Consider the following 26284-nt stretch of genomic DNA (forward strand, 5'->3'; position numbering starts at 1 on the left):
GTGTGGCCCTGCCGCACCATTCCCAACTAAAAACCAAACCACCTGACGAGACGGTGTAGAGACGCTACTGATAGTGAACCAAAGTATCTGCTTTTTTCGGGAATTCTCACCCTGATGGTGCGGCAGGGCCGCACCCTACGATTCATCATAGCTTATCGTGTGGCATGCCCCATCCAAAACAAAACCATAAGCTCGAACAGTAGCCTGATGACTTCCCGAACTAAATCCACGCGTAGGGTGTGGCCCTGCCGCACCATGCCCAACTAAAAACCAAACCACCTGACGAGACGGTGTAGAGACGCTGCTGATAGTGAACCAAAGTATCTGCTTTTTTGGGGAATTCTCACCCTGATGGTGCGGCAGGGCCGCACCCTACGATTCATCATAGCTTATCGTGTGGCATCATTTCCCCACCCTCACTATTACAACAACCCATTGAAACAGAGGAAATTGTAAACCTGTTCAGTTTCTACAATAGATTATTGTTTACTCATTAAAAGCTAATAAATGCGTTGAATTAGCTCACAATCAGGTTAGTATGAGCTATTGGCGATATGTTTATTTTATGGAGTCAGTGGATGAAATCTGTTTTTCTGGCTGGAGCAATATTAATATCAGGATGCTCTGACAAAGTGGATGTTAAGCTTTTTAATTATCAAGGTTGCCGTAAGCAGATGACAGAAGAGTATATCAACCAGGGGATAGACCCCATGGCTGCTGATATGAAATCAAAAGCATACTGTAGAGAACAACAGGATAAGTAGCCTTTTGACTTAATCTATTTCAGAGCAGATCGTTCAGTCTTACTATCATTTCCCATTATCTGAATCATCAATCTCTATCCCCATCGCAGCTGCTCTCTTTTTCCAAAGCCGTCTGGCGAGCTTACGCATATCATCAATCTTATCGCCTTCATCAACAATCTCCATTCCAAGAAGGGTCTCCAGAATATCCTCTAAAGTAAGTATACCCTCCATGCTGCCATACTCATCCACTACCAACATGATATGGCTACGCTTTTGCATGAAAATTTCAAAGGTGGTCTGCAGTGAACTGCTATCGGGTACTGCGACCATCTCTCTACGGTAGACAGTCAACGGGTTTTCAGAGTTACCTCTGGCATGGGAGAGCAGCAGATCATTTCGAAGCACGAAACCTGTGACATGATCACGATTCCCCTCGTAGATCGGAATGCGGGAAAAACGACTGCTGTTATATTGTTCAAAGTACTCTTTCACCGTCAGCTTCTCATCCAGTGAAAAGACAACAGTACGAGGCGTCATGACATCACTAACACGGGTCTCCCGCAGCAATAACAGATTTTTTAAAATCAATGATTCGTGCTCTTCGAGCTTACCTTCCTCGGCCCCCGCTTCCGCCATTGCAGCAAACTCATCCCGTCTGAACTGTCCATGGCTGTGTCCACCTGATAGTAGTTTGGTCAACTGTGCCGACATCCAGATGAAGGGATAGAGTATCCAGATCAGAAACTGCAGCGTATAGGCAGTCAATGGCGCTAACTGCCGCCAATAGTGCGCCCCTAGTGTTTTGGGAATGATCTCAGAAAAGATCAGTATCAGCAGTGTCAGAATCGCTGAAGCCACGCCTACATAGGCATTACCAAAAACAGCGGCAGCCTGTGCACCAGCACCTGCAGCACCGATGGTATGAGCAGTGGTATTCAGCGTCAGAATAGCGGCAAGGGGATCATTGATATTCTGCTTCATTCGCCGCAGTACGTAGGCTGCGTTATGCCCATCCTTCTCTAATACTGAAATGTAGGGATGGGTGACACTCAGGATCACCGCTTCCGCAACAGAGCAGAGAAATGAAAAACCCAACGCTATTGAGACATAGACAATAAGCAAAAGCATGAAGACACCATCGTTTCAAAATATGTTGTCCTCAGTTTATACAGATTTCAGAGAAATAATTCACTAATGGGCAGATTGTCAGAGTTAATAAATCAACACCAGATCCATACCTGAACGAAAATTGACCGCACTTCATGTTGGATTTTGCGTGGGATTAAAAAGCAATATTCAATCAGGTGGAAACTTGTCCAATTAAATCGCGGGACGATCCAACACCACAATCCCATCTTCATCCGCATAGAGCCACTCTCCCGGCCTGAATTTTACACCGGAAAAATAGACCTCCCCACCGACCTCACCTGCTCCTTTCTTAATACTTTTACGCGGGTTAGTGGCCATCGCCATAACCCCAAGTGGCATCTCTCTGATCTCAGCAGCATCTCTTATGCAGCCGTGCATAATAATCCCTGCCCATCCGTTATCTACCGCTTTCTGAGCCAACAGATCCCCCAGCATGGCACATCGCAGTGATCCCCCCGCATCTACCACCAATACCCTGCCCTGGCCTGGTTGATCCAGCTCATCTCTTACCAATGAGTTGTCTTCAAAACATTTTAAAGTTGCGATGGAACCATGAAAGGTGCGGTGCCCACCATAATGGCGAAATCCTGGATAACAGATCTGTAATGCCTCTTCATGGATATCGTAGAGATCAGCTGTCTTCAGTTTGCTTTCACTCGTACTCATTGTGCACCTCTTAAAAAAATTGGGACTAATAGAATTTTAGGAGTTTTAAAAAATCTTTGCAGATAGACTTTGCTAAATAGAAGCCATAGTTTTTTACCGGTAATCCAAAAAAAAGCCGTGCTGATAAGCACGGCCGAAGGGCAGAAAACCGGGTTGAGACTGAGGTGATGATGACTATTGATCGATACAATCAATCTCAAGATCACCTACAGTCTGTCTTGATTACATGCCAGATGCGCTGTCGAACTGTGCTTCTTCAGTCGATCCGGTCAAAGCGGTCACTGAAGAGGCACCACCTTGAATTACCGTAGTGACGTCATCGAAGTATCCGGCACCCACCTCTTGTTGGTGAGAGGCAAAGGTATAGCCTTTCTCTCTTGCAGCGAATTCCGGTTCTTGTACCTTTTCGACATAGTGTTTCATACCTTCGCCACGTGCGTAGTCGTAGGCCAGATCGAACATGTTGAACCACATATTGTGGATACCTGCCAAGGTGATGAACTGGTATTTGTAACCCATGTCGGATAGCTCTTCCTGGAACTTGGCAATGGTGGCGTCATCCAGGTTTTTCTTCCAGTTGAACGAAGGCGAACAGTTGTATGCCAACAGTTTATTTGGATTCTCTGCAAGTACTGCCTGGGCAAACTCTCGGGCGAAGCCGAGATCCGGTGTACCGGTTTCACACCACACCAGGTCAGCATATGGTGCGTAGGCCAGGCCTCGGGAGATGGCCTGCTCAAGACCATTCTTAACCCGGTAGAAACCTTCAGCTGTGCGATCGCCGGTGAGGAAAGGCTTATCATTGGCATCAACATCAGAGGTCAACAGGTTGGCAGCCTCGGAATCTGTTCTGGCCAGAACAAGTGTTGGTACACCCATGACATCTGCAGCAAGACGAGCAGCAATCAGCTTCTGCACCGCTTCCTGAGTTGGCACCAGTACCTTACCACCCATGTGACCACATTTTTTAACCGCTGCAAGCTGATCTTCGAAGTGAACACCAGCCGCACCAGCTGAAATCATGTTCTTCATCAGTTCGAAGGCGTTGAGTACACCGCCAAAACCAGCTTCCGCATCAGCAACGATAGGCAGGAAATAGTCAGTATAGCCATCGTCACCTGGCTGCAGCTCTTTCGACCACTGAATTTCATCAGCGCGTTTGAAGGCACTGTTAATACGACGCACCATCGTAGGCACTGAGTCATAGGCGTACAAAGACTGATCCGGATACATGGTCTCAGAGGTATTTCCATCAGCTGCAACCTGCCAACCTGAGAGATAGATCGCTTCGATTCCTGCCTTTGCCTGCTGCATTGCCTGACCACCGGTGATGGCGCCCATGCAGTTCACATAACCTTTTTTGGCATCACCGTGAACCAGATCCCACAATTTCTCCGCGCCCTTTTGCGCATAGGTATATTCCGGCTGGACTGAGCCACGCAGACGGACTACGTCTTCCGCGCTATAGCCGCGTTCGACATCGGTCCAACGGGGATTTTCTGCCCAATCCTTTTTCAAGGCTTCGATCTGTTCATTACGTGTCATCTGTATCGTCTCCAGTCTTATCTCTAATTATCTCTTGGTGGTATATGCTACGAGCCATCAATCAAGTTGCTCGTATGCCGGAATGGTGAGGAACTCCTCAAATTCATCGTTGGCAACGATCTGTCGTAGCAGTTCTGCTGCCTGAGTGAACGCACCTGACTCGAAAGCCAGATCGCCGATCTCTCTGCTGATTTCTCCCAGCTCGTCATCGACGATCTGATCGAAAAGCTGATAAGTGACCTTGCGGCCATCGTTTAAAACACCCTTCGGGTAACGGATCCATTGCCAGATCTGTGATCTTGCGATCTCGGCTGTAGCGGCATCCTCCATCAGGTGATGGATAGGTACGGCGCCCCTGCCATTGATCCAGGCAGCGGTATAACGCAGTGCGGCACTGACGTTGTTACGCAAACCGGCTTCGCTTATCTCACCATCTGGAACCTGTAGCAGGTCAGCCGGTTTGATATCCAACGATGGATCGAGGTGATCGAGTTGATTGGCCGATGGCATATGCCGGTCAAATACTTCCAGCGCTACGGGTACCAGGCCAGGATGCGCAACCCAGGTACCATCGTGACCATCCCCGGCTTCACGCTCTTTGTCCTGCCTTACCTTCTCTTTGGCTGCAGCATCTGCTTCAGGGTCATCACGAATCGGAATCTGCGCTGCCATACCACCCATTGCATGTGCGCCACGACGATGACAAGTGTTAATCAGCAATTTTGAGTATGCCCTGAGAAAAGGTACGGTCATGGTGACCTGGCTGCGATCGGGAAACACACACTCCGGATGGGCATGAAAACGTTTGATAAAGCTGAAGATATAGTCCCAGCGGCCACAATTGAGTCCGCAGATGTAATCTCTCAGTTCATACAGAATTTCATCCATCTCGAATACAGCAGTGATGGTCTCTATCAGTACTGTACAACGTATAGTCCCGTGCTCCAGACCCAGCTCCTGCTCGGCCCAGGCAAAGACATCCCGCCACAGGCGTGCTTCCAGATAACTCTCCATCTTGGGCAGGTAGAAGTAAGGTCCACTGCCCATTTCAAGCAGTGTTTCAGCGTTATGGAACAGATATAGCCCGAAATCAAAGAAAGCGCCGGAAAGCCGCCGGCCATCCACACTCACGTGTTTCTCTTCCAGGTGCCAGCCACGGGGACGAACAATCAGCGTGGCAAGCTGCTGATTGAGCTGATAGCGCTTTCCTTCAGGAGAGGTGTGACTCAGAGTACGGTTAACCGCATCGCGCAGATTTATCTGCCCCTCTACTGTGGTATTCCAGTGTGGCGAGTGGGCATCTTCGAGATCCGCCATGAAACACTTAGCCCCTGAATTGAGGGCGTTGATTAACATTTTCTGATCCACAGGACCGGTGATTTCAACCCGTCTGTCTTGTAGATCCTGAGGTGCAGGTCGTACCTTCCAATTTGACTGACGTATGCCTGATGTCCCTTCGAGAAAATCGGGCAGCACACCCGCATTGAGTCGTTGTTGGCGCAAACCGCGCTGTTTCATAAGTTCTCGTCTGGTATCTCCAAACAAACGCTCCAGCTCCGCGACAAAATGTAGCGCCTCAGGCGAGAGAATCTCTTGGTACCCCGGCTCCATATTGCCGGTTATCCTGATCTCCTGGGTCTGGTGCCAGAGGTTCGATGACGTACTGGTCATGGTATTAAATCTCCTCATCTCGTTTGCCGCGCACTCACTCGGTGCATATTTTGCGGCTTAATGTTCAACCCGCCTTTCTCTGAGGCGTGTTTAATTTTTGTGCACTGCGTTAAAGCATAGTGAAAAGGTCAAGATTATTTTCATAAAAATATCAATAGTTAGCTTTGATAAAAAAAATAGTGCAGTGCAATAAAAATCTGCTAAACCTTAGTTAATTGCTCAGTTATCTAAATTAACGAAACAAAGTACGCACCAAAATAATGCATAGTCAGCCACAACAGATTGCCCAATCGATCCTGACAGGATTCGAAAGACACTTTTCATTCTTCCAGGAGATCAGCAGTGCCGCGCGTCAGCGCTTCGAGCATGCTGACTGGCAAGCAGTACGTGAAGCTTCAGCAAAGCGAATCAGTTTTTATGATCTACGGGTCAAGGAGGCGATTGATCGCCTCAAGGCGAGCTTTGATGTTGACTCTCTGGATGACGGTTTCTGGAAGGAAGTGAAGCAGATCTACACTGGTTTGCTTCGCTCGCATAGCCGGCCAGAACTTGCTGAAACATTTTATAATTCAGTATTTTGCAGGCTTTTTGATAGACGTTACTATAACAACAATAAGATCTTTATAGCGTCACAGGTTAACCGACAGGAGCTATCAGAGCGCTATCGTGTCTACATGTCTTTCCATGTTGATGATGGCGGTTTGAAAGGCTGCATTTGGGACATGCTTTCAGCTTTCTATTTCTCCCTTCCCTATGAAGATATCGAACGGGATTGCGATCGTATTGTGCAATCTCTGATGGCACAAACTGGATTTGAAACCCTTCCCAAAGACCTCAGTTTCGACATTCTGGAATCCCCTTTTTACCGCAATAAAGCAGCCTATCTGATCGGCAGAATGGTCTACGACGATAAAGTACGCCCCTTCATATTGCCCTTAATTAACAATGAACAAGGGGGGATTTATGTCGATGCCTTGCTCATTCGCGGCAGACATGTGGAGGCGACATTCAATTTTGCCCGAGCCTATTTCATGGCAAAAACCCCTGTGCCAACAGCAACAGTGGCTTTTTTGAAGAGCATCATGCCCTATAAAACCCTCTCTGAACTCTATATGAGTATCGGTCTGCATAAACAGGCAAAAAATGAATTTTATCGAGATCTATTGAGTCATCTCGATGAGAGTGAGGATCAATTTATCAGGGCAGCGGGAACACCCGGGTTAGTGATGCAGGTTTTTACCCTTCCCTCTTTTCCTTACGTATTCAAGGTGATACGCGATAAATTTCCACCGCAGAAAGAGGTGACACACAAACTAATCAAGGAGCGCTATCTGCAGGTCAAAAAACATGACCGTATCGGGCGTATGGCGGACACACTGGATTTTGCCGATGTTGCCCTTCCCCTCGACCGGATTGAGCCATCTCTGTTGGAAGAGTTACAGAATACGATCGCCAATCAACTCGAAATCGATGATGACAAACTGGTCATCCGACATCTCTATATCGAGCGCAGGATGACCCCGCTCAACCTTTACCTGGAAGAGGCTGACGAACAACAGGCCAGAGAGATTCTCGACGATTGGGGCCTCTCTCTGAAGCAGTTAATGGGGGTAAATATCTTCCCAGGGGATCTGCTGTTCAAAAATTTCGGCGTCAATTGTCAGCGAAAAGTGGTGTTTTATGACTACGATGAGATCTGCTATCTCAGTGAGTGCAACTTTCGCAAGATCCCAACTCCTCGCAGCTCTCTCGATCTGTTCAGAGATGAGCCCTGGTACAGCGTCAATCCCAACGATATTTTTCCAGAAGAGTTCATCACATTTGTCAGTACAGATCCTAAAATACGTAAGATTTTGATTGAATTACACCCAGATTTATTCGATAGCAGCTGCTGGAAAAAGGCTCAGGATTATCTGGCTGCCGGCATGCAGGCCGACGTGTTTCCCTATCCACAGAAACTGAGATTTTCGCAAAATCCTGAGCATGATAAGGAGAGCGAGCAACTGTTAGCAGCCGCAGCACTTTAGTTGAAATCACAGCAGTAGGATCTACTCCTCAGGTTTGGGTATCTCATGATGCATGATTTTGCGACATAAGCTCATTCAGCAAATGCAGCATCTCATCACGACTAGATTCGAATGATTCGATCTCTGTTAAGAATTTCTCAACCTCACCGCGAGCCTTTTGAGTCACCAGCACCTCAGCTGATTGGTGAACGACATCATGAATAGATACGATCTTCTGCAATAAGGGTGAATTGGCAAATCTGCTTTTAGCCTCGATTTCAAGCCATTGACCGAAACGGCACTGCTGCTTGTTTAACGTCGGCGGCACTGTTTTTTCACCTTTGATGTATTGGATCAGGTGGGCAATCCAGGCCCGGTGTTCCACAGCAGCAAACAGCAGTGGCTGATCATCACGACTGAGTCTGACAGTGTCTGTCCAACAATTATCCGGTTTCCAGTTTTTTAACCAATCAAGCACCTGTTCTGCAGGCATGGGCCGTGCGATGGCGTAACCTTGTCCCAACTCACAACCCAATTTTAGCAACATCTCTCCATGAGCAAGGGTTTCTACCCCTTCTGCGATTGCATTTCGACTGAAGGCAGTGGCCAGCCCCATCACACCTTCCAATATTGCAAGATCATCAGGATCATCAAGCATATCCCTTACAAAGCTCTGATCGATCTTGAGCAGCCTTGCCGGAAGCCGCTTAAGATAGGTCAAAGAGGAGTAGCCAGTTCCAAAGTCATCCAATGCAAAGCTGATCCCCAGATCCCGACACTCATGTATTATTTCTGATACCTGTTCGATCTCTTCCAAGGCGCTGGTTTCAAGTACCTCCAGTTCAAGGTCACCCGCTTCTACATCGGGGTGTTTTGCGATCAGATAACGCAATCGTGCAACAAAATTTGGATGCTGCAGATGCGTTGCATCGATATTGACACTGACCTGAAGTGGCTTGCCTGCCCGTCGCCATTCACTGATCTGCCCCAAGGCAGTATCCAACACCCACTCACCCAACTGAACAGCAAAAGGGTGTTGCTCTGTAACGGACAGGAAAGCACCAGGCAACAGTAGACCTCGTTCAGGGTGATGCCAACGAATAAGCGCTTCCATACCCAGCACAGCGCCACTCTGCATATTCACTTTAGGCTGATAATAGAGTGCCAACTCACCGCTTTTAAGGGCAATTCGCACCCTCTCCAGACTCTCGTGGTATCCACGGACAGTCCTGTCGTGTTCCTCATCAAAGATATGGTAGCGATTTTTCCCCGCCTGTTTGGCCTGGTACATGGCCTGATCCGCCTGGCGAAGTAGCTGATCCGCATCCAAAATCTCTGCTTGTGGAAAAAAGGTCACACCCAGACTGGCCGTGACCTTCAACTCCATGCATCTGGTATGAACAGGTTCGGCTGCGGAGGCCATAAGGCGTTCAATAACATTGACACTGGCAGCATGATCTTCCAGATCTATCAGCACGGCGACAAACTCATCCCCACCCAGACGTGAAAGGGTATCTCCCTCACGTAATGCAGATTTCATTCGCTCTGCAAGCTGAATCAGAAACTGGTCACCCACATCATGACCATGGGCGTCATTGATAAGCTTGAAACCATCCAGATCAAGGTAAACAATCCCCACCAGGGTATTACGCCTTTGTGACTGAAGCATCGCTTGATAGAGACGATCAGCCAATAAGACCCGGTTGGGCAGTCCGGTTAAGACATCGTAATGGGCAATGCGCTCCAGTTTTCTCTGTTGCTCTTTGAGCGGTGTAATGTCGGAGAAGAGCCCCACATAGTATTGAAGGTTACCCTGCTCGTCATAAACACTGCTAATGGTCAGCAATTCGGCATAGACCTCACCATTTTTACGCCGATTCCAGACCTCTCCTGACCAGTGTCCATGCTTCAACAGTGCCTGCCACATATCGGCATAGAAGACGGTATCATGACGCCCTGATGTCAATATTCTGGGGTTTTTTCCCAGCACATCTTCCCGGCTGTAATCGGTAATTCGACTGAATGCCGTGTTGACGTCCAGAATGATCCCGTCAGGATCGGTAATCAATATTCCTTCTCTGGCAGAGGCAAATACGCTGGCTGCCTGGCGTAATTGATCTTCAGACTCTCTACGCGACGTAATATCGTGTCCAATGCCCAATATACCAATCAGGTTACCCAGCTCATCATGCATGGGAGTCTTGGTAGTCTCGAGCAGTTCACGATGTCCATCGGAGAATGTGATCCACTCTTCGTTGACCCTAGGTCCATCTTGTTCTATAGCTTTCAGATCATGTTCGCGGAAAAATGCCGCTTGTTCTGCCGACATGAAATCTATGTCACTCTTCCCCAGAATCTTCGCTTCGGGGGCACCAAAAAAATCCTCAAATCTTGGGTTACAAGCCAAATAGACCCCATCGGGATCTTTCAACCAGACCAGGTCAGGCAAAGTCTGTATCAACACCTTGAGAAAACCGCTCTGCTGCTGCAGTTTGCTCTCCAGTTGTTTATGCTGCACCAGCTCCTGCATCAGTCTCAGCGTATTGCTGGATAGAACACCATAGCTGGTTAGGATGATATCGATCATCTTGCGGGTAAAACCGCTCATCTCCCCCAGCGCACGGTACTTAGCCTCTTCAATATTGAGACCCTGCTGTAGACCAAGCACGATATAGGCCAGGTGCCTATCTGATTCGAGAATGTGGGAGGCCAGCCAACGAACCAGGAATTCCAGGGTATTCTCAGCCACCTCACGCGAAGATCTATTCTGTGCTTGTTCAATCAGCGATTGGAGCTGATTGATAAAGATTTTGTGTGTCTGTTGATGATCAGCCCGAATGGTCTCATCGGTTAGAAATTCGCTCCAGATCGCCTCTTCTGTTTCGAAATGGTAGACGGTGTAATCCAACAGGCCATTAAAAACCTTGTTGAGGTCGACCTGCTCCGACTCAAATGCAAACTGAGACGCCAGCTCATTCAGCATCTGCACCAATTTACAGTGCTGTTCATCGACCGTAGGAAGACCGGTATTGAAATTTTCGTCCCAGGGAAAGATATCGATACGCTTCATTGGCCAGAATCGCTTTGTGAAAAATATATGATTTAAACTGGTGTAACGACACCCATATTCAAGCGATCCGATGCTTTGACGACTCCGTAAATTTGATACCGGAGAGTTCGATGTGCTTTTTTAATGATATACCACGATTTTCTTATGACCCAAGACAACCTATACTTGGATTCAATTCACAGGAAAAGGATTCCCATGACCCAGTACTCAGATCATTTTTACAAAGTCCGAAACTGAACTGCCGGTATAGATCTAGTGGGCCATGAGGAGGATAAGGTAACTATCAGCCGATCCCACAGGCCTAAGCAACAAGGTACATGAGGCTGGTGGGCGATTGGATATTATGCCCCTAACTGCACAAGCAATACTTACTGAGCACCTTTACCCAGTAACACAACCTCAATGGTTTGCAGCAGTATAACGAAATCGAGCATGGTGCTGGCATTCTTGACGTAGTAAAGATCGTACTCAAGTTTTCTCTTGGCATCTTCTTCAGACGCCCCATAGGGGTAGAGCATCTGTGCCCAACCGGTCAATCCAGGTTTAACCCAATGACGCTGTGGATAGTAGGGAATGTCGTTTGAAAGCTGCATGACGAATTCCGGTCTTTCAGGACGAGGTCCTACCAAACTCATATCACCATTCAAAATATTATAGATTTGTGGTAATTCGTCCAAGCGAGTCTTGCGCAGAAAACCGCCAAGTTTGGTGATGCGTGCATCATTCTTCTGCGCCCATCTTGCGACACCATCCGCTTCGGCATCAGTTCGCATACTACGAAATTTGTAGACCTTGAAAAGCTTGCCGTTCTTTCCTACACGAACCTGGTTATAGAGTATCGGATCCCGGCCCCCAGATTCGATCAGGCTTGCGATGGTAACCAAAACCATCAGTGGTGCCGCGAATATGAAGATGATGATACCCACCGACATATCAAAGCTCTTTTTGATAGCTCGATTCAATGCTCTCTGGCGGTACCCTTCTGTATAGAGCATCCAACTTGGATAGAGCAGATCAATATTGATAATAGAAAGCTCTTTCTCAAAGAATGTCAGCAGATCGAGTATTTGAATGCCTTTGATCTTGCATTCAAGCAGCTCATGGTTGGGTAGTTTTTTACGTCGGTCATCAACCGCCACGACGATCTCATCCACAGCCAGACGATTGGATATCTCCAATAATGATTGATCCTTTACAATCTGCCTATCTTTATCGATCAGCTCGATTCGGTCTCCCTGATTGACATAGGCAACCACAACAACACCCAGTGTATCTTTTTTCTTGATCGACTCCTCTATACGGTCCGCATTGATGCCTACACCCAATACAAGCACTCGACGTTTCAATATTTTGTCTGAGGTTACCCGTACAAATATTGTCCTGGCCACCAAAACGCCCAGTATCGACAGGGTTAAGGCGTAGGTCAGGACTGTCCTTCCATGATCATCGAACATGGGTATAACAACAAGCAGCAAAGCCATCACTGAGCCGCCCACAAAAAAAGCCAGAATTATGCGTAAAAGGAAACCCGAGGAGGTCGCCATCGAACCCTTTTGGTAGAGCCCCAAGGCAGTCATTGAAGAGAACATCACCAATGCGTAAATTACTGCCAGATTATCCTCAACACTGGTCAGAACATGGGTGTGTCCGGTGAGCTTAAAGTGAAGCAGTATTGCAGCATGCAGCGATGAGAATAAGATCAATATCTCAGCCACTCCGAGGAGAACAACCGCCTTTGAGATATAGATTCCAAAAAGCTTGATCATAACTAAGCTATCGTCAACTCAAGATGATATAGACTGACACTATCTGGTTGGTGCTGGATATCCAAATCTATTGCATCCTTCATTACCCATTTCTAAGTACAGCAAACTGTTCTTAGTACATTGCTATGCATCTAAGCAACATATTCCATTATTGAACACCCTGTTGCATATAGACAGAATACCGGATTGCGCCCCTTACTCAATCTCCCCATCCATTTAGCAGAGCAGATTCATCTGCACGAACATGAACAGGTATAGTGCCTCTTATTACCCCGTCGACCAAATGGTTCACTATCAGCCGAAGCAAGCCATGCTCTGATTAGATCGACGGGTTAATAGAATAGCAACTTCTGGCCATCAATGCTGTTTTTGCATCAATTTAATTGCTTCAAACCTATTTTGCTTCCCGATATGCGTAGTAATCTTCCTTAGATGCGAGAACGAAAGCCACATCGGCTTCTCCGTCAATCTCTGGCACTGCTTGAAGCGTGACCGGTGACTCCAGATCACTGTCTTCCACCTCAATCGAGTCATTCCCATCCCAGATCAGGATCGAATAGATGGAGCGGTCCTCCATATTGTAGCTGGCCTCAGCATAGACCCCTGTATCACCAACGGTCAGGAGAATTTTAGCGTGATTGAATTCACTGGTGAGATTTCTTGTATTGAGCAGCGGCGTAAGATATTTCATCTCAGTGTCGCCTGTTTCATGTACAGCCCAGACAAGAATCGGATACTTTACAAGATCCTCAAGGGTATACTCTTCAAGCAGGAAAGGTTTACCTAATTCAGCCATATGAGGCGCTCCTTATCAATTGTACCGAAGAATAGATCATTGTTTGAAATCGAATCATTTATTGCTCCTCACTTACTACGGGAAACTACAAAATGACACTTTTTTCTGCTTTCGAGTAAGTGAACCTGTCAAATAGATTCCAGATCAACAATAGACCCGCTCACTGAGCGGGTCTATTGTCTATTAACCCGGCAATACAATAGTTACTTTCAGCCGGGCAAATAGATTTGTTGAGTCAATGAACTGTGAGTCAGCTCTGAATCAACCGTTCAATCTCTCCTGGATGGCATTCACCACCGCCTCACTGGAAGTAGCGCTGACTGTCAACAGCATATCTTCGTTTTTGTAGTAACCAACCAAAGGCGCAGTCTTCTCTTGGTAGACATCCAGACGATTGGAGATCGCCTCTTCTGTCTCATCATCCCGCTGAACAACTTTACCGCCACATTTGTCACAGATACCCTCTACCTTGGTGGGCATACTCTTAACATTATATATGGCTCCGCACGCTTCGCAGGTGCGTCGAGTGGTCAATCGATCCAATATCACGTCACGGGGAACATCGATTTCAACTGCGAAATCGAGATCAACACCGATATTTTTCAACAACACACCCAATGCCTCAGCCTGAGGTATAGTGCGGGGAAAGCCGTCAAGAAGAAAGCCATTCTCACAATCCGGCTCCTGCAGGCGCTGTTCCATAATTCCCATAATCAGGTCATCCGGTACCAGATCACCAGCCTTCATAAATGCTTCAGCCTGCTTCCCCAGCTCAGTACCTGCCTGCACCGCACCACGTAAAATGTCACCTGTAGAGATCTGCACAGAGCCGTCCAGTTTGGTCAGCTGCTTAGCAACTGTACCCTTTCCCGCACCTGGCGCACCCAAAAGTATTAGCTTCATTATTGATCGCTCCTGATAGTTGTTTTTTTCATTTCATGTTATTTGTAAGGCCAGCGGAAATATAATGCCCTTAGTGGGATATTTCCGCTCAAACCAAGGTCAAAACCGGCGCCATTATACGTGACCTTGAGTGAATCGTCCTCCTGTATAACTATCGGGGTAAAGTGAGATAGAGAGGCGTCTGAAAATCTCTGAATTTTGGCATTTCAAGACCTCATGTAGAACCTTAGGAATAGAGCTATTCTCCTTAAAAATAAAAAACTTAGGATCATATCAATACTGGCAGCCTTGCTGATAACCAGCTGCTCAAGCTCGCCACCAAAGAGCACCGGTAACGCCTGCAACATCTTTGATGAAAAAGATGACTGGTATGAAGCATCTCAAGAGTCATTTGAGAAATGGGGTGTTCCAATCCATCTGCAACTGGCCATAATCCACCAGGAATCCAGATTCGAACATGACGCCAAACCACCGAGAAAAAAGCTGTTTTGGTTTATTCCCTGGTTCAGGAAATCCTCCGCCTATGGGTATGCCCAGGTCAAAGACTCCACCTGGGATTGGTATCGGCAACAAACCGGCAACCGATGGGCGGATCGAGATGAATATGATGACGCAGTTGACTTCATTGGCTGGTATGCCAACTACAGCAATAAAAAGCTGGGCATCTCAAAGTGGGATCCCTATCGACAGTATCTTGCCTACCACGAAGGTCATGGTGGTTATAAAAAGGGGAGCTACAAGAAGAAACCCTGGCTGATCAAGGTTGCCCGCAAAGTCGAGAAAAACGCTAAGCGTTATCGCGCTCAGATCGCCAGTTGCCGTGCTGAACTTGAACGCGGCTCGGGATGGTGGCCATTTTGACCTGTCGCTCAACCATCACTTATTTTTGTCCTGATTAGTAACTATTTTCTATTATAGAAAGCTTGAAATTTGCCGCTATATTTCACTGATAAGGCGTCATGGTTGAATTCCCCCACCGTGGGTATAGAGTTGTCTATATGATTCGGCTACTGATCCTGAGAGAGAGTTTATGCAATCATTAATTTTTTCAATGCTAAACGAGTATTTATAAAAATTAATACTTTCTATTAAACCCATTCCATAGACCAATACTAACCCCAACATTAGAATAAGTATGGTTTCAGTTAGGTTACTCACGTATGACATCTGGTAATGGAAATGGATATTGAGATCGCACTAAACGTAACGACCGCTATCCTATTTATGGGCATCCTAGGCCTATTGCTCTCCTCCATGCTGGTATTTGCCAACAAGAAGCTCTGGGTATTTGAAGACCCTCGTATCGACGAGCTTGAAGGCATGCTGCCTGCCACCAACTGTGGCGCTTGCGGGAATGCGGGTTGTCGCCCCTTTGCTGAGGCATTGATCTCAGGTGAAGTCACTCCGGCTCAATGCACTGTCAGCAGCGCCGACGCCATACAAGAGATTGCGGACTACCTGGGAGTAGATAGTGGCGATGTGATAAAGCGTGTCGCTCGACTGGCCTGCGCCGGCGGTAATCATGTCGCTCGTATGCGCGCCCAATATAAAGGTTTAGAGACCTGCCGTGCCGCAGCGGTAGTTGCAGGTGGCCCGAAAAGCTGCACCTGGGGTTGTATCGGCCTTGCTGATTGTGCCGAGGTGTGTGACTTTGATGCCATTACCATGGACCACTACGGATTACCCGTTGTGGACAATGCAAAATGCACCGCATGTGGTGATTGTGTTGACATCTGTCCAAAAGACCTATTTTCGATTCATGACGCATCCCATAGATTGTGGGTTGCCTGTAAAAACCTGGAACACGGCGATATTGCAGAAAATGATTGTGAAGTTGCATGCACCGCTTGTGAGCGCTGCGTAAAAGATTCGCCTGAAGGATTAATTACAATTCAAGACAACTTGGCTGTGATCGACTATAACAAGATTAGTCTAGCCTCCCCGATTGCTACTGAGCGCTGCCCTACAGGGGCTATTGTCTGGCTTGATGAGACCAAAGGTGTTGTAAAAGGACATCAAGCCAAACGTATTGTACGCAAAGAAGCACTACCTATTTGATGGTAGACAGAACCTTAAGCCCATGCTTTTTGTTTTCTCTTGATAACAACCTGTTGTTCTAGAGACAGAAAGTAAATTGCAAACCTAGCAAAGAGAAGTTTCCATGTTCGGTAAGAAAGAAGAGAAGAGCTTCAAATACCCCGGTATCCGTATGGCAATGGATGGTAACGGAGCAGTCATTATGTGTGAGAGGGAAGCCTCTGACGCGGCTGGTGCCTATCCAATCACACCCTCAACACAGATGGGTGAATATTGGGCTGAAGAGACAGCCAAAGGCCATATCAACATCTCAGATCGTTCACTGATTTTTATTGAACCGGAATCAGAGCATGCTGCCGCAGCGGTGACTGCAGGCATGTCCATGACGGGTCTGCGCTCTACCAACTTCTCTTCCGCTCAGGGTGTGGCATTCATGCACGAATCCCTGTACGCAGCTGTAGGTAAACGTCTGCCCTACGTCCTCAATATTGGTTGCCGTGCGATCACTAAGGCCTCACTGAACGTACACTGTGGCCATGACGACTATCACTGTATCGACGACACCGGTTTTTTTCAGGTCTTCGCTAACAACGCACAGGGGGCTGCGGATCTAAATCTGATTGGTCGTAAGATTGCGGAACTCTCCCTTACCCCTGCTGCTGTTGCCCAGGATGGATTTCTCACCACACATTTGATCGAGCCATTAATGGTTCCCGAGCGAGAGATGATCGCTGAGTACCTGGGCCGCCCTGATGATGAGATCGAATGCCCAACACCAGCGCAAAAGCTACTCTTTGGTGAAACCCGTCGTCGTGTACCAGCGATCTGGGACGTGGACAACCCTATGCTCTCCGGTTCTGTTCAGAATCAGGACGCCTACATGCAGACGACTGCTGCTCAACGTCCCTACTTTTTCCAGCATATTCCTGAAATTGCTGACAAAGCAATGGATGATTTCTATGAACTGACTGGTCGTCGCTATAACCGTCTGGGTTGCTACAACACTGAAAAGGCTGACTACCTCATCGTCGGTATGGGTTCGATGATTGTCCAAGCCCATGGCGTTGCCGACTACCTTGAGAAGACCCGCAAGTTGAAAGTCGGTGTTGTCGATATCACCATGTTCCGTCCTTTCCCTGGAGATCTGCTTGGTCAGGTTTTAAAAGGTAAAAAAGGTGTCTGTGTATTGGAACGTACCGACCAGCCTCTGGCCGAAGATCTGCCACTGATGCGTGAGGTTCGCTCGTCAATCTCGAAATGTATCGAAAATGGTCAGGCTAAAGCGGGCAAGCTCGCTCAGCCCTATGAAAAGTATGACAGCTACACCAATTTTGCTGATGCCCCCCACCTCTACTCCGGAGCCTACGGTCTTGGCTCCCGCGACCTGCAGCCGGAGGCCTTGATTGGCGCTGTGGAGAACATGCTCCCAGAGGGTAGCCAACGTAAGTTTTTCTACCTGGGTATAGATTTTGTTCGCGATGCGGAGACGCCAAAGCAAGAGATCCAGCTGCAAAAACTGAAAGAAGCCTATCCAAATATTGCTGATATGGCCCTGCGCGGTTCTGAAAACCCCAACCTGATGCCTGAGGGCTCAATCACTGTGCGTATGCATTCAGTCGGTGGCTGGGGCGCTATCACAACCGGTAAAAACCTGGTCATGACCCTCTATGATCTGTTGGGTTATGAGATCAAGGCGAATCCGAAATATGGTTCGGAGAAAAAGGGACAGCCCACGACCTATTATCTCTCTGCGGCACCTACCCCAATTCCACTCAACTGTGAGTATCACTATGTGGACGTGGTGTTAAGCCCCGATCCAAACGTGTTCGGTCACTCCAATCCCTTATCTGGATTGAAACAGGGTGGAACGCTGATTATCCAGTCCAACCTGGAAACAGCCGATGAGGTTTGGGAATCATTCCCACGTTGGATGCAGCAGCAGGTCATCGACAACGAAATCCACGTGTTTTATGTAGACGGCTTCAAAATCGCCCGTGAAGAAGCCTCAGACGTTGAGCTGCAGCTGCGTATGCAGGGTAATGCTTTCCAGGGTGCATTCTTTGCCGGATCGCCACTTATGGAGATGTCCGGTCTGGATGAGAAAAAACTGTTCTCTGCCATTGAAGCCCAACTTGAGGCCAAGTTCGGCAACAAGGGACGCCGCGTGGTTGAGGATAATCTGCGTGTGGTACGCCGTGGTTTTGATCAGATTCATGAAATCACCAATAAGGTTGTCGGGGCTACCGCTCAGATGCCGGTAAAGAAAGAACTCGGTATGCCGGTAATGCTCAAACAGCTTCCCGAATCAGAAGGCGGCATCTCCGATGTACACCGCTTCTGGGAGCAGACCGGAAGTTATTATGCCTCTGGCAAGGGTAACGACAATCTGGCTGACCCCTATCAGGCACTCTCTCTGATTCCTGCATCTACCGGCGTTTATCGTGACATGACTCAGATCCGCTTCGACTATCCGAAGTGGGTTGCTGAAAACTGTACCGCCTGCGGAGACTGCTACACCATATGTCCCGACAGCGCCATTCCCGGCCTGGTCAATAGAGTCAGCGATGTCTTCAATACCGCTATCGATCGCATCGAAACAGGTGGTCGCCCGACTCAATACCTGCGAAGAGAGAGCCGCAACGTCGAAAAACGTCTGCGGGAATTGTTGAATGATAACGGTGAGGCTGCCGATGTGCGGTCAATGCTCGATCAGGCTGTACTCGAAGTGATTGCTGCGGCTGATGTAGAAGAGCAAGCTCGCGCTGCTCTGGAAGAGGAGTTTGGCCTGTTTCTGCAGACTATGGGCAAGTTCGATTTCTCCGTTACCAAACCCTATTGGGGCAACATGGAGAAGAAGAACAACAACAGCGGTGGACTCTTCTCCATCACCGTCAACCCTTATACCTGTAAGGGCTGCATGGAGTGTGTCACGATCTGTGAAGATGATGCCCTGGTCGCCACCCTTCAGGATGATGAGGCAATCCAGAAATTGCGTGATGACTGGAACTTCTGGCTCGATCTTCCCACCAGTGACGCTTCATTTAATCGCATCGATGACCTGGATGAGAAGGTTGGCGCTCTGCAAACCTTGTTGCTGGACAAAGAAAATTACAACTCCATGGTTTGCGGCGACGGCGCCTGCCTGGGTTGCGGTGAGAAAACCATCATCCATCTCTTCACCGCGACTGTAACTGCGTTGATGCAGCCCAGGGTTAAACAGCAGATCGAGAAGATCGATAAGCTGATCGAACAGCTTGAGCAGCACATCAGATTGAAACTGGCTGAAGGCGTCGACCTGAGCAACTCGCAAGCAATTGCAGAGGCGGTATCAGGCGGCGATGAGAGTGATCTGACTCTCTCAAATCTGAGTGACAACCTGGACAGTAATCGCGAGAAGACTGTTATTGATCGCGAATGGCTACAGTCTGTAACGCAGCTGCTGGATGAATTGCGTGATCTGAAATGGCGCTACACTGAGGGTGTAACCAATAACGGACGTGCCGAGATGGGCATTGTCAACGCCACAGGCTGTACTTCAGTCTGGGGTTCGACCTATCCCTATAATCCCTACCCTTTCCCTTGGGCCAGCCATCTGTTTCAGGACAGCCCATCAGTTGCCATGGGGCTTTTCGAAGGTCACATGCGTAAGATGGCAGATGGCTTTGGGGCGATTCGCAGAGCTGAGCTTGAACTCTCTGGCAAATTTAACTCTGCTGAACACGATAGCTTCTTCCAGCAGTTCAACTGGAAACAGTTCAGCGAAGACGAATGGCAACTCTGCCCACCAGTAGTCTCGGTCGGTGGTGATGGCGCGATGTATGACATCGGCTTCCAGAACCTCTCCCGTGCATTAGCGTCGGGTATGCCGATCAAGGTCCTGGTACTGGATACTCAGGTCTACTCCAACACTGGCGGTCAAGCCTGTACCTCTGGCTATATAGGACAGGTCGCAGATATGAGTCCTTACGGTAAAGCCATGAAAGGTAAGGAAGAGATCAGAAAAGAGGTCTCGTTGATTGGTATCGCCCACCGGACAACTTATGTGCTGCAGAGTGCGATCAGTAATACCACGCACTTGTTGGAAGGTTACATCGACGGTCTCAACAGCCGCCGTCCGGCTCTGTTCAACATCTATGCTGTATGTCCACCAGAGCATGGTGTCGGAGATGACATCGCCTACAAACAATCCAAAATGGCTGTTGAGTCTCGCGCCTATCCGTTGATGAAGTATGACCCGGATGCGGGTGACACCATCGAAGAGTGTATCGATCTGGAAGGCAACCCGGCAATGGAGGACGATTGGCCAACCTATACCATCGACTATCTCAACGAGAAAGGCGAAGAGTCTAAACTGGAAGTACCGATGACCTTCGCTGACTTTGCCGTCACAGAGGGACGCTTCCGCAAACAGTTCCGCATGGCGCCGCCAGAGACCTGGAATGATGACATGGTCCCGATGGAAGAGTTCCTTGACCTGGATATGGATGACCGTGAAGGCAAATTCCCGTATATCTGGGGCGTCGACAGTAAGAACCGTTTAATGCGTATCATCTGTGCTCCGGAAATCGCCAACTCCTGTGACGAGCGCCGTCAGTTCTGGCATCAACTCAAAGGCATTGCCGGCGAGATGAACAAGGTTGACGTGGATGCACTGGTTGATCAGGCCAAGGTCGATATGGCCAACCGACTCAGCTCTACCCTGCTCTCCATGGCAGCAAGTGGTAATGCCGGCGCTTTGGCAGGATCTATATCTGCCAATGGCAGCACTACAGCTGCTGATGGTGGCAATGGTGCAGCAGCAGACTATGAACCGGTTTGGATAGAGACGCCTGAATGCACCGCCTGCGATGAGTGTATCGAGATCAATCCTAAGATCTTCTCTTATAATGACGAGAAGAAAGCGGTTATCGTCGACCCCAAAGGTGGTCAGTTCAAGGATATCGTAAAGGCTGCTGAGAAGTGTACAGCTGCCTGTATCCATCCAGGAACCCCCTGGAATTCATCTGAAAAAGATCTGGACAAGTTCGTCAAACGTGCAGAGAAATTTCAGTGATTCTTAGGCCTGGGTCTACCAGTATGATCATCAACAATAACAGTGGGCGGAGCTTCGGCTCCGCCTGTTGAAGAAATCAGAAAGCTATGGGATTGTTCGACCTGCTGTTTGGGCAGAAAGGTTTTACTCACGGAATCCATCCACCCTATCATAAGGATACGGCGGATAAACCGATCCGTCGTCTACCCTTTCCGCCACAATTGGTATTGCCGCTGGATCAACACATCGGTAAACCAGCTCTACCTCTGGTTCACAAAGGCCAGGAGGTTGTGCGTGGTGAGCCGATAGCGAAAGCCGATGGCAACTTTTCGGTACCACTGCACGCGCCCGCCACCGGCAGGATACGCGGCATAGAGTTAATGCCGACGCCTAAAGGCCCAAAAACAAATGCCATCGTTATTGATGTCTACGAAGGTTCAACACAGGAAGTGCTCTGGGAACAACCCCGGGACATGAGTGAGTTGAATCCGGATGAGATCATTCAGGCGATCCAGGATAGCGGCATGGTGGGTCTGGGCGGTGCAGCCTTCCCCTCCCACATGAAACTGACTATTCCGCAAGACAAAGAAGTCGATACACTGGTTATCAACGGATGTGAATGTGAACCCTATCTGACCTGTGATCACCGTATCATGCTGGAGCACCCGAAGGCGCTGTTACGCGGGATCCGTTATGCCATGCGTGCTACCGGGACCCAGAAAGCGATCATCGGTGTGGAAGACAACAAGATGGATGCGGTGGAGGTACTCAAGAGCCACCTCTCCAAAGGAAGCCCGGTTGAGGTAAAAGCAGTAGAGACAAAATACCCGCAGGGCTCTGAAAAGATGTTGATTAAATCTGCGCTCAACCGGGAAGTCCCTACCGGCGGCTTACCATCCGATATTGGCGTGGTGGTCAACAATGTAGGTACTCTGGCAGCTCTCGGTGATCTGCTGCCCCAAGGTCGAGGTTTGATCGAGCGGGTAATTACCGTCGCTGGCCCGGGAATTGGTAAACCGGCGAACTACCTGGTTCCTCTGGGCACTCCGATCAGACATATCCTGGAGCACGTTGGCTACGAAGGCTCTCGTACCGAATTCATTTTAGGCGGCCCGATGATGGGGCCTGCTGTTTCGGCCCTGGACACCCCAATTACCAAAGGCACCTCTGGTCTACTGGTACTCAATGAGCCCTCCATAGAGGATGAGAGCCATAAAATCTGGCCCTGCATTCGATGTGCCCGTTGTGTCAATGCCTGCCCCATGCATCTCAACCCCTCAATGCTGGGGTTGCTTGCAGCCAAGCGAAAATATGAGGAGATGGGTCTGGACTATCATCTGAACGACTGTTTCGAATGTGGCTGTTGCTCCTATGTCTGCCCATCGAACATTCCGCTGGTACAGTATTTCCGTATCGCAAAAGCGATCAACCGGGAGCAGGCTGCTTAACCCGGATAGCCGATGTTATAGAGCTAAAAATAAACATGAGTAAAAAACCAACCATTGAATTGCGCACATCTCCTCATGCTCATGCTGGGGAAGATGTCGTTATCATCATGCGCAATGTGGTCTACGCCCTGTTACCCATCTGCGCCTTCACCATCTGGCAGTTTGGCCTCAGCGCGCTGGCCCTGTTAGTTGTTGTTACAGCTACCTGTCTGCTCAGTGAGCGTATGTTCAATAAGTTAAGTGGCAAACCCAACAGCCTTGGTGACTGGTCGGCCACCATTACCGGCCTACTTCTGGCAATGACCCTGCCACCTGGCTTCCCTCTGTGGATGGGTGCTGTTGCTGCATTCATCGGCGTGGCCATGGGCAAGGCCATGTTTGGTGGTCTGGGTATGAATGCCATGAATCCTGCGCTGATCGGGCGGGCGTTCGTACAAGCAGCCTTTCCTGTTGCCATCACAACCTGGACCCCTGCTTTTTTCGAAGGTCGGTTCAGCCAGTTTATCCCCACCACCCTCACCCCACCTTTTCTGCAGCCCCCGGTGGTTAGTGAATGGGTTACTCAGGTCACTGTCGATTCTTTCAGTGGCGCAACCCCGCTGGCTCTGCAAAAGTTCGAAGGTGTTGTCACTGATCACATGGATATGTTGCTGGGCACTACCGCAGGTTCCGCGGGTGAGACCTCAGCGCTGCTAATCCTTGCAGGTGGCCTCTATCTAGCCGCCAGACGGATGCTTGATTGGCGCATTCCAGTATTGGTCTTACTCGGTGCAGCACTCACTGCCGGTGTATTCTTCCTGATCGATCCGGTTAAATATCCAGATCCTTTGTTTGTCGTCCTTTCAGGTGGCTTAATGCTAGGTGCCTGGTTCATGGCCAGCGATATGGTCGGTTCGCCTGTTACGCCACTTGGGGTCGTGATTTATGCCTTGATGATCGGTTTTCTGACGGTGATTATCAGACTTTTTGGCGGTCTTACAGAGGGCGTAATGTATGCCATTCTGCTGGGGAATGCAGCCACACCACTGATTGATCAGATCACCCAACCCAGGGTGTTCGGGCAACAGAGGGCTGATAAATGAGTACCCCTGAAGCTCAAGTCGTACAGCCATCGACCCCAGCAGGCCCGATGATCCGTACCCTGATGGGTATCGCCATGCTCTCTGGCTTCCTGGTTGTGCTGACCTATCAGTTAACCAAACCGATCATTGCAGAAAACCAGCGTCGTGCCATTGAAGCTGCTGTGTTTCAAGTGATACCCGGAGCGGTCTCCCGCCGTGATTTTTTAGTCACAGAGAGCGGAGTGGTCGCTGTTACAGAGGATACACCTAAAGAAGGCACCCTCGTTTATGCCGGTTATGACCAACAAGGAAAATTGAAAGGTGTTGCAGCCAAGGCGGGAGCCCAGGGTTATGCCGATATGATCCACCTGCTCTATGGCTATGACCCGATATGCCAGTGTATTCGCGGCATCAAGGTTTTGAAACTCGCTGAGACTCCAGGTCTGGGAGACAAGATTATTACCGATGCCAATTTTGTTGCCAACTTTGATGCCCTGGAAGCAAAACTGAATGCAAGCGGAGAGAGTCTGGCAAATGAGATTGTGACAGTAAAACATGGCACCAAAAAGCACCCCTGGGAGATCGATGCCATCTCTGGTGCGACCATCTCTGCCAAGGCTGTCGGTAAAGCGTTGAATCAATCAGCCAAGCATTTACTGCCCCGGTTGATGCCGGGAATTGATGAACTAAGCAAAACACCACCGCAGACCAATGAAGCCGAGCCTGAAAATGGAGCGGACCTGTAACCTATGCCTGTTTTAATTGATCACGCGCAAGGTAAGACAGAGACCGATTGATTGACAATAACTGATTAGCATTAATTGAGAACCATGGCTAAGAAACAAGATAACACCATCAGGTGGGATACCTTCAGTGAAGGCTTATGGCGTGAAAACCCTGTGTTTGTCATGCTGCTCGGCATGTGCCCGGTTCTGGCTGTGACCAACTCTGCGATCAATGCGCTTGCGATGGGTGTAGCCACTACATTTGTGCTGCTTGCCTCCGGTACCTTGATCTCTCTGCTGCGCCACAGTATTCCAAAACAGGTGCGTATCGCGACATACATCGTCATCATCGCCACATTCGTTACCATCGTCGACTATGCCATACAGGCGATCTCTCTCGATCTCTATAACGCCCTGGGTGCCTTTATCCAGTTGATCGTTGCAAACTGCATGATACTAGGACGGGCGGAAGCCTACTCTTCCAGAAATCCTCCCCTGAAATCCATTGTCAATGCCACAGGCATGGGTCTGGGATTCACCTTGGCCCTACTCTGTCTCGGCGTTGTGCGTGAGATCCTGGGTGCCGGCAGTCTGTTTGGTATTGATCTGTTTGGCCCCAGATTTGAACCTTGGGTAGTGATGGTGTTACCTGCAGGAGGGTTTCTTGTTTTAGGCGCTTGGTTGCTGCTTTTTGAATGGTTCAAACAGCGTAAATCTGAGACAGAGTTAGATCCTGCGACAGAATCATGATCAGAACAACCAAACTGATGAATACTGCCCAGACAGCCTTGATGCGTGAAACAGATCAATGTTTGTATAGACCAATGCCGTATTTTAATGCCTCTTACAACTTAAAGTGACCACTATGGCGACAGAAACCCTCAGCTTCATATTCCTCAACGCTGTATTGGCAAATAACTTTGTGCTTGCCCTGTTTCTCGGCTTATGCCCTTTTCTTGGTGTCTCCGGGAAAATCAATACTGCCCTGCCAATGGGATTGGCAACCCTGTTTGTCATGTTGGTAAGTTCTGTTTGTGCCTTTTTGATCAATGAGGTTCTGGTAAGCTTCGAGATCGAGTTTCTACGTCTGATTGCCTATATTGCAGTTATCGCCAGTGCAGTACAGCTTGTTGAAATGGCGCTTAAAAAGTTTACCCCCGCCCTGTTTCGCTCTCTGGGCATCTTTCTGCCGTTGATCACCACCAACTGTGCAATCCTAGGACTGGCACTTTTCCAGACCTTCAAAGAGTACAATTTTCTGCAATCATTGGTTTATGCACTGGGTGCCGGAGCCGGTTTCATCCTGGCCATTCTGCTGATGGCCGGTCTGCGAGAGAAACTGGAACTTTCGACTATGCCAAGTATCACCCAAGGCGCAGCGGTCAGTTTAATGTTGGGCGGCCTGCTATCCCTCTCATTCATGGGCTTCGCCGGACTTGGAGGCTGATTTGATGATCGATTATCTCATCGCCATGACCATTATCCCCATTTTGTTACTGGGCTGGCTGATTGTTCAGTCCATCACGCGACACTATTCTAAGCTGCATCCAGAACATGGTCCTCACAAGGAAGAGGGCACAGGTTGCGGTAAAAGCTGTCTGTGCAGCGGTAACAGCTGCCAGCGTCAAGGAGACCACCTCAGAGGTTAAATGTAATGAATGAG

General features: G+C 48.7%; 19 protein-coding genes. 11 read left to right on the forward strand and 8 right to left on the reverse strand.

Going from position 1 to position 26284, the window contains the following annotated elements; genetic code table 11:
• The first annotated feature begins 578 nt into the window (after nucleotides 1–578).
• Nucleotides 579–764, forward strand: coding sequence for a hypothetical protein (locus AC4IE7_RS13725; RefSeq protein ID WP_490777415.1), 186 nt, complete (start codon nucleotides 579–581; stop codon nucleotides 762–764).
• Between the two features lie 45 nt (nucleotides 765–809).
• Here the strand turns inward: AC4IE7_RS13725 and AC4IE7_RS13730 are convergent, their stop codons facing one another.
• The 4 genes from AC4IE7_RS13730 to aceB all read right to left on the reverse strand — a co-directional run bounded on the left by AC4IE7_RS13730 (nucleotide 810) and on the right by aceB (nucleotide 5777).
• Complete coding sequence (locus tag AC4IE7_RS13730; RefSeq protein ID WP_490777416.1) at nucleotides 810–1874, reverse strand: CNNM domain-containing protein; 1065 nt, start codon at nucleotides 1872–1874, stop codon at nucleotides 810–812.
• Nucleotides 1875–2066: 192 nt separating this feature from the next.
• Nucleotides 2067–2561, reverse strand: a complete 495-nt coding sequence (rraA, locus tag AC4IE7_RS13735) for a ribonuclease E activity regulator RraA (protein WP_490777417.1) — start codon at nucleotides 2559–2561, stop codon at nucleotides 2067–2069.
• A 222-nt stretch (nucleotides 2562–2783) separates the two neighbouring features.
• Entirely contained in the window at nucleotides 2784–4106 is a 1323-nt protein-coding gene (gene aceA / locus AC4IE7_RS13740) for an isocitrate lyase (RefSeq protein WP_490777418.1), read from the reverse strand.
• A gap of 57 nt (nucleotides 4107–4163) precedes the next feature.
• Nucleotides 4164–5777, reverse strand: a complete 1614-nt coding sequence (gene aceB / locus AC4IE7_RS13745) for a malate synthase A (RefSeq protein WP_490777419.1) — start codon at nucleotides 5775–5777, stop codon at nucleotides 4164–4166.
• 260 nt (nucleotides 5778–6037) lie between these two features.
• Between aceB and aceK the strand changes: the two genes are divergently transcribed.
• Nucleotides 6038–7804 carry a bifunctional isocitrate dehydrogenase kinase/phosphatase gene (gene aceK, locus AC4IE7_RS13750; protein ID WP_490777420.1) on the forward strand — a complete coding sequence of 589 codons (1767 nt, stop codon included), beginning with the start codon at nucleotides 6038–6040 and terminating at the stop codon, nucleotides 7802–7804.
• A 43-nt stretch (nucleotides 7805–7847) separates the two neighbouring features.
• Here the strand turns inward: aceK and AC4IE7_RS13755 are convergent, their stop codons facing one another.
• From AC4IE7_RS13755 to AC4IE7_RS13770, 4 genes are all read right to left on the reverse strand, one after another.
• Nucleotides 7848–10853 (reverse strand): bacteriohemerythrin, encoded by a 3006-nt coding sequence (locus AC4IE7_RS13755; protein ID WP_490777421.1) that lies wholly within the window; start codon nucleotides 10851–10853, stop codon nucleotides 7848–7850.
• Nucleotides 10854–11221: 368 nt separating this feature from the next.
• Nucleotides 11222–12619, reverse strand: a complete 1398-nt coding sequence (locus tag AC4IE7_RS13760; RefSeq protein WP_490777422.1) for a TIGR03013 family XrtA/PEP-CTERM system glycosyltransferase — start codon at nucleotides 12617–12619, stop codon at nucleotides 11222–11224.
• Nucleotides 12620–13013: 394 nt separating this feature from the next.
• Entirely contained in the window at nucleotides 13014–13415 is a 402-nt protein-coding gene (locus tag AC4IE7_RS13765; RefSeq protein ID WP_490777423.1) for a hypothetical protein, read from the reverse strand.
• A 261-nt stretch (nucleotides 13416–13676) separates the two neighbouring features.
• The gene (locus AC4IE7_RS13770) at nucleotides 13677–14318 is read right to left on the reverse strand and encodes an adenylate kinase (RefSeq protein WP_490777424.1); all 642 of its coding nucleotides are present in this window, start codon (nucleotides 14316–14318) and stop codon (nucleotides 13677–13679) included.
• Nucleotides 14319–14597: 279 nt separating this feature from the next.
• On the opposite strand from AC4IE7_RS13770, the gene AC4IE7_RS13775 reads away from it, so the two are divergent.
• From AC4IE7_RS13775 to AC4IE7_RS13815, 9 genes are all read left to right on the forward strand, one after another.
• Nucleotides 14598–15179 carry a transglycosylase SLT domain-containing protein gene (locus tag AC4IE7_RS13775; protein ID WP_490777459.1) on the forward strand — a complete coding sequence of 194 codons (582 nt, stop codon included), beginning with the start codon at nucleotides 14598–14600 and terminating at the stop codon, nucleotides 15177–15179.
• A 318-nt stretch (nucleotides 15180–15497) separates the two neighbouring features.
• Nucleotides 15498–16376: an RnfABCDGE type electron transport complex subunit B gene (locus tag AC4IE7_RS13780; protein ID WP_490777425.1), complete on the forward strand. Its 879-nt coding sequence runs from the start codon at nucleotides 15498–15500 to the stop codon at nucleotides 16374–16376.
• Between the two features lie 103 nt (nucleotides 16377–16479).
• The gene (locus AC4IE7_RS13785) at nucleotides 16480–21408 is read left to right on the forward strand and encodes a 2-oxoacid:acceptor oxidoreductase family protein (RefSeq protein ID WP_490777426.1); all 4929 of its coding nucleotides are present in this window, start codon (nucleotides 16480–16482) and stop codon (nucleotides 21406–21408) included.
• An 86-nt stretch (nucleotides 21409–21494) separates the two neighbouring features.
• Nucleotides 21495–22835, forward strand: coding sequence for an electron transport complex subunit RsxC (gene rsxC / locus AC4IE7_RS13790; protein ID WP_490777427.1), 1341 nt, complete (start codon nucleotides 21495–21497; stop codon nucleotides 22833–22835).
• A gap of 35 nt (nucleotides 22836–22870) precedes the next feature.
• Entirely contained in the window at nucleotides 22871–23917 is a 1047-nt protein-coding gene (locus tag AC4IE7_RS13795; protein WP_490777428.1) for an RnfABCDGE type electron transport complex subunit D, read from the forward strand.
• Entirely contained in the window at nucleotides 23914–24642 is a 729-nt protein-coding gene (locus AC4IE7_RS13800; RefSeq protein ID WP_490777429.1) for an RnfABCDGE type electron transport complex subunit G, read from the forward strand. The genes AC4IE7_RS13795 and AC4IE7_RS13800 overlap by 4 nt, the downstream gene beginning before the upstream one ends.
• Before the next feature lie 84 nt (nucleotides 24643–24726).
• Nucleotides 24727–25371: an electron transport complex subunit RsxE gene (gene rsxE, locus AC4IE7_RS13805; protein WP_490777430.1), complete on the forward strand. Its 645-nt coding sequence runs from the start codon at nucleotides 24727–24729 to the stop codon at nucleotides 25369–25371.
• Between the two features lie 115 nt (nucleotides 25372–25486).
• Entirely contained in the window at nucleotides 25487–26068 is a 582-nt protein-coding gene (locus AC4IE7_RS13810) for an electron transport complex protein RnfA (protein WP_490777431.1), read from the forward strand.
• A 4-nt stretch (nucleotides 26069–26072) separates the two neighbouring features.
• Nucleotides 26073–26270, forward strand: coding sequence for a chemotaxis protein (locus AC4IE7_RS13815; protein ID WP_490777432.1), 198 nt, complete (start codon nucleotides 26073–26075; stop codon nucleotides 26268–26270).
• Nucleotides 26271–26284 lie beyond the last annotated feature (14 nt).

This window comes from Candidatus Thiodiazotropha sp. AKAK3, assembly GCF_058244645.1.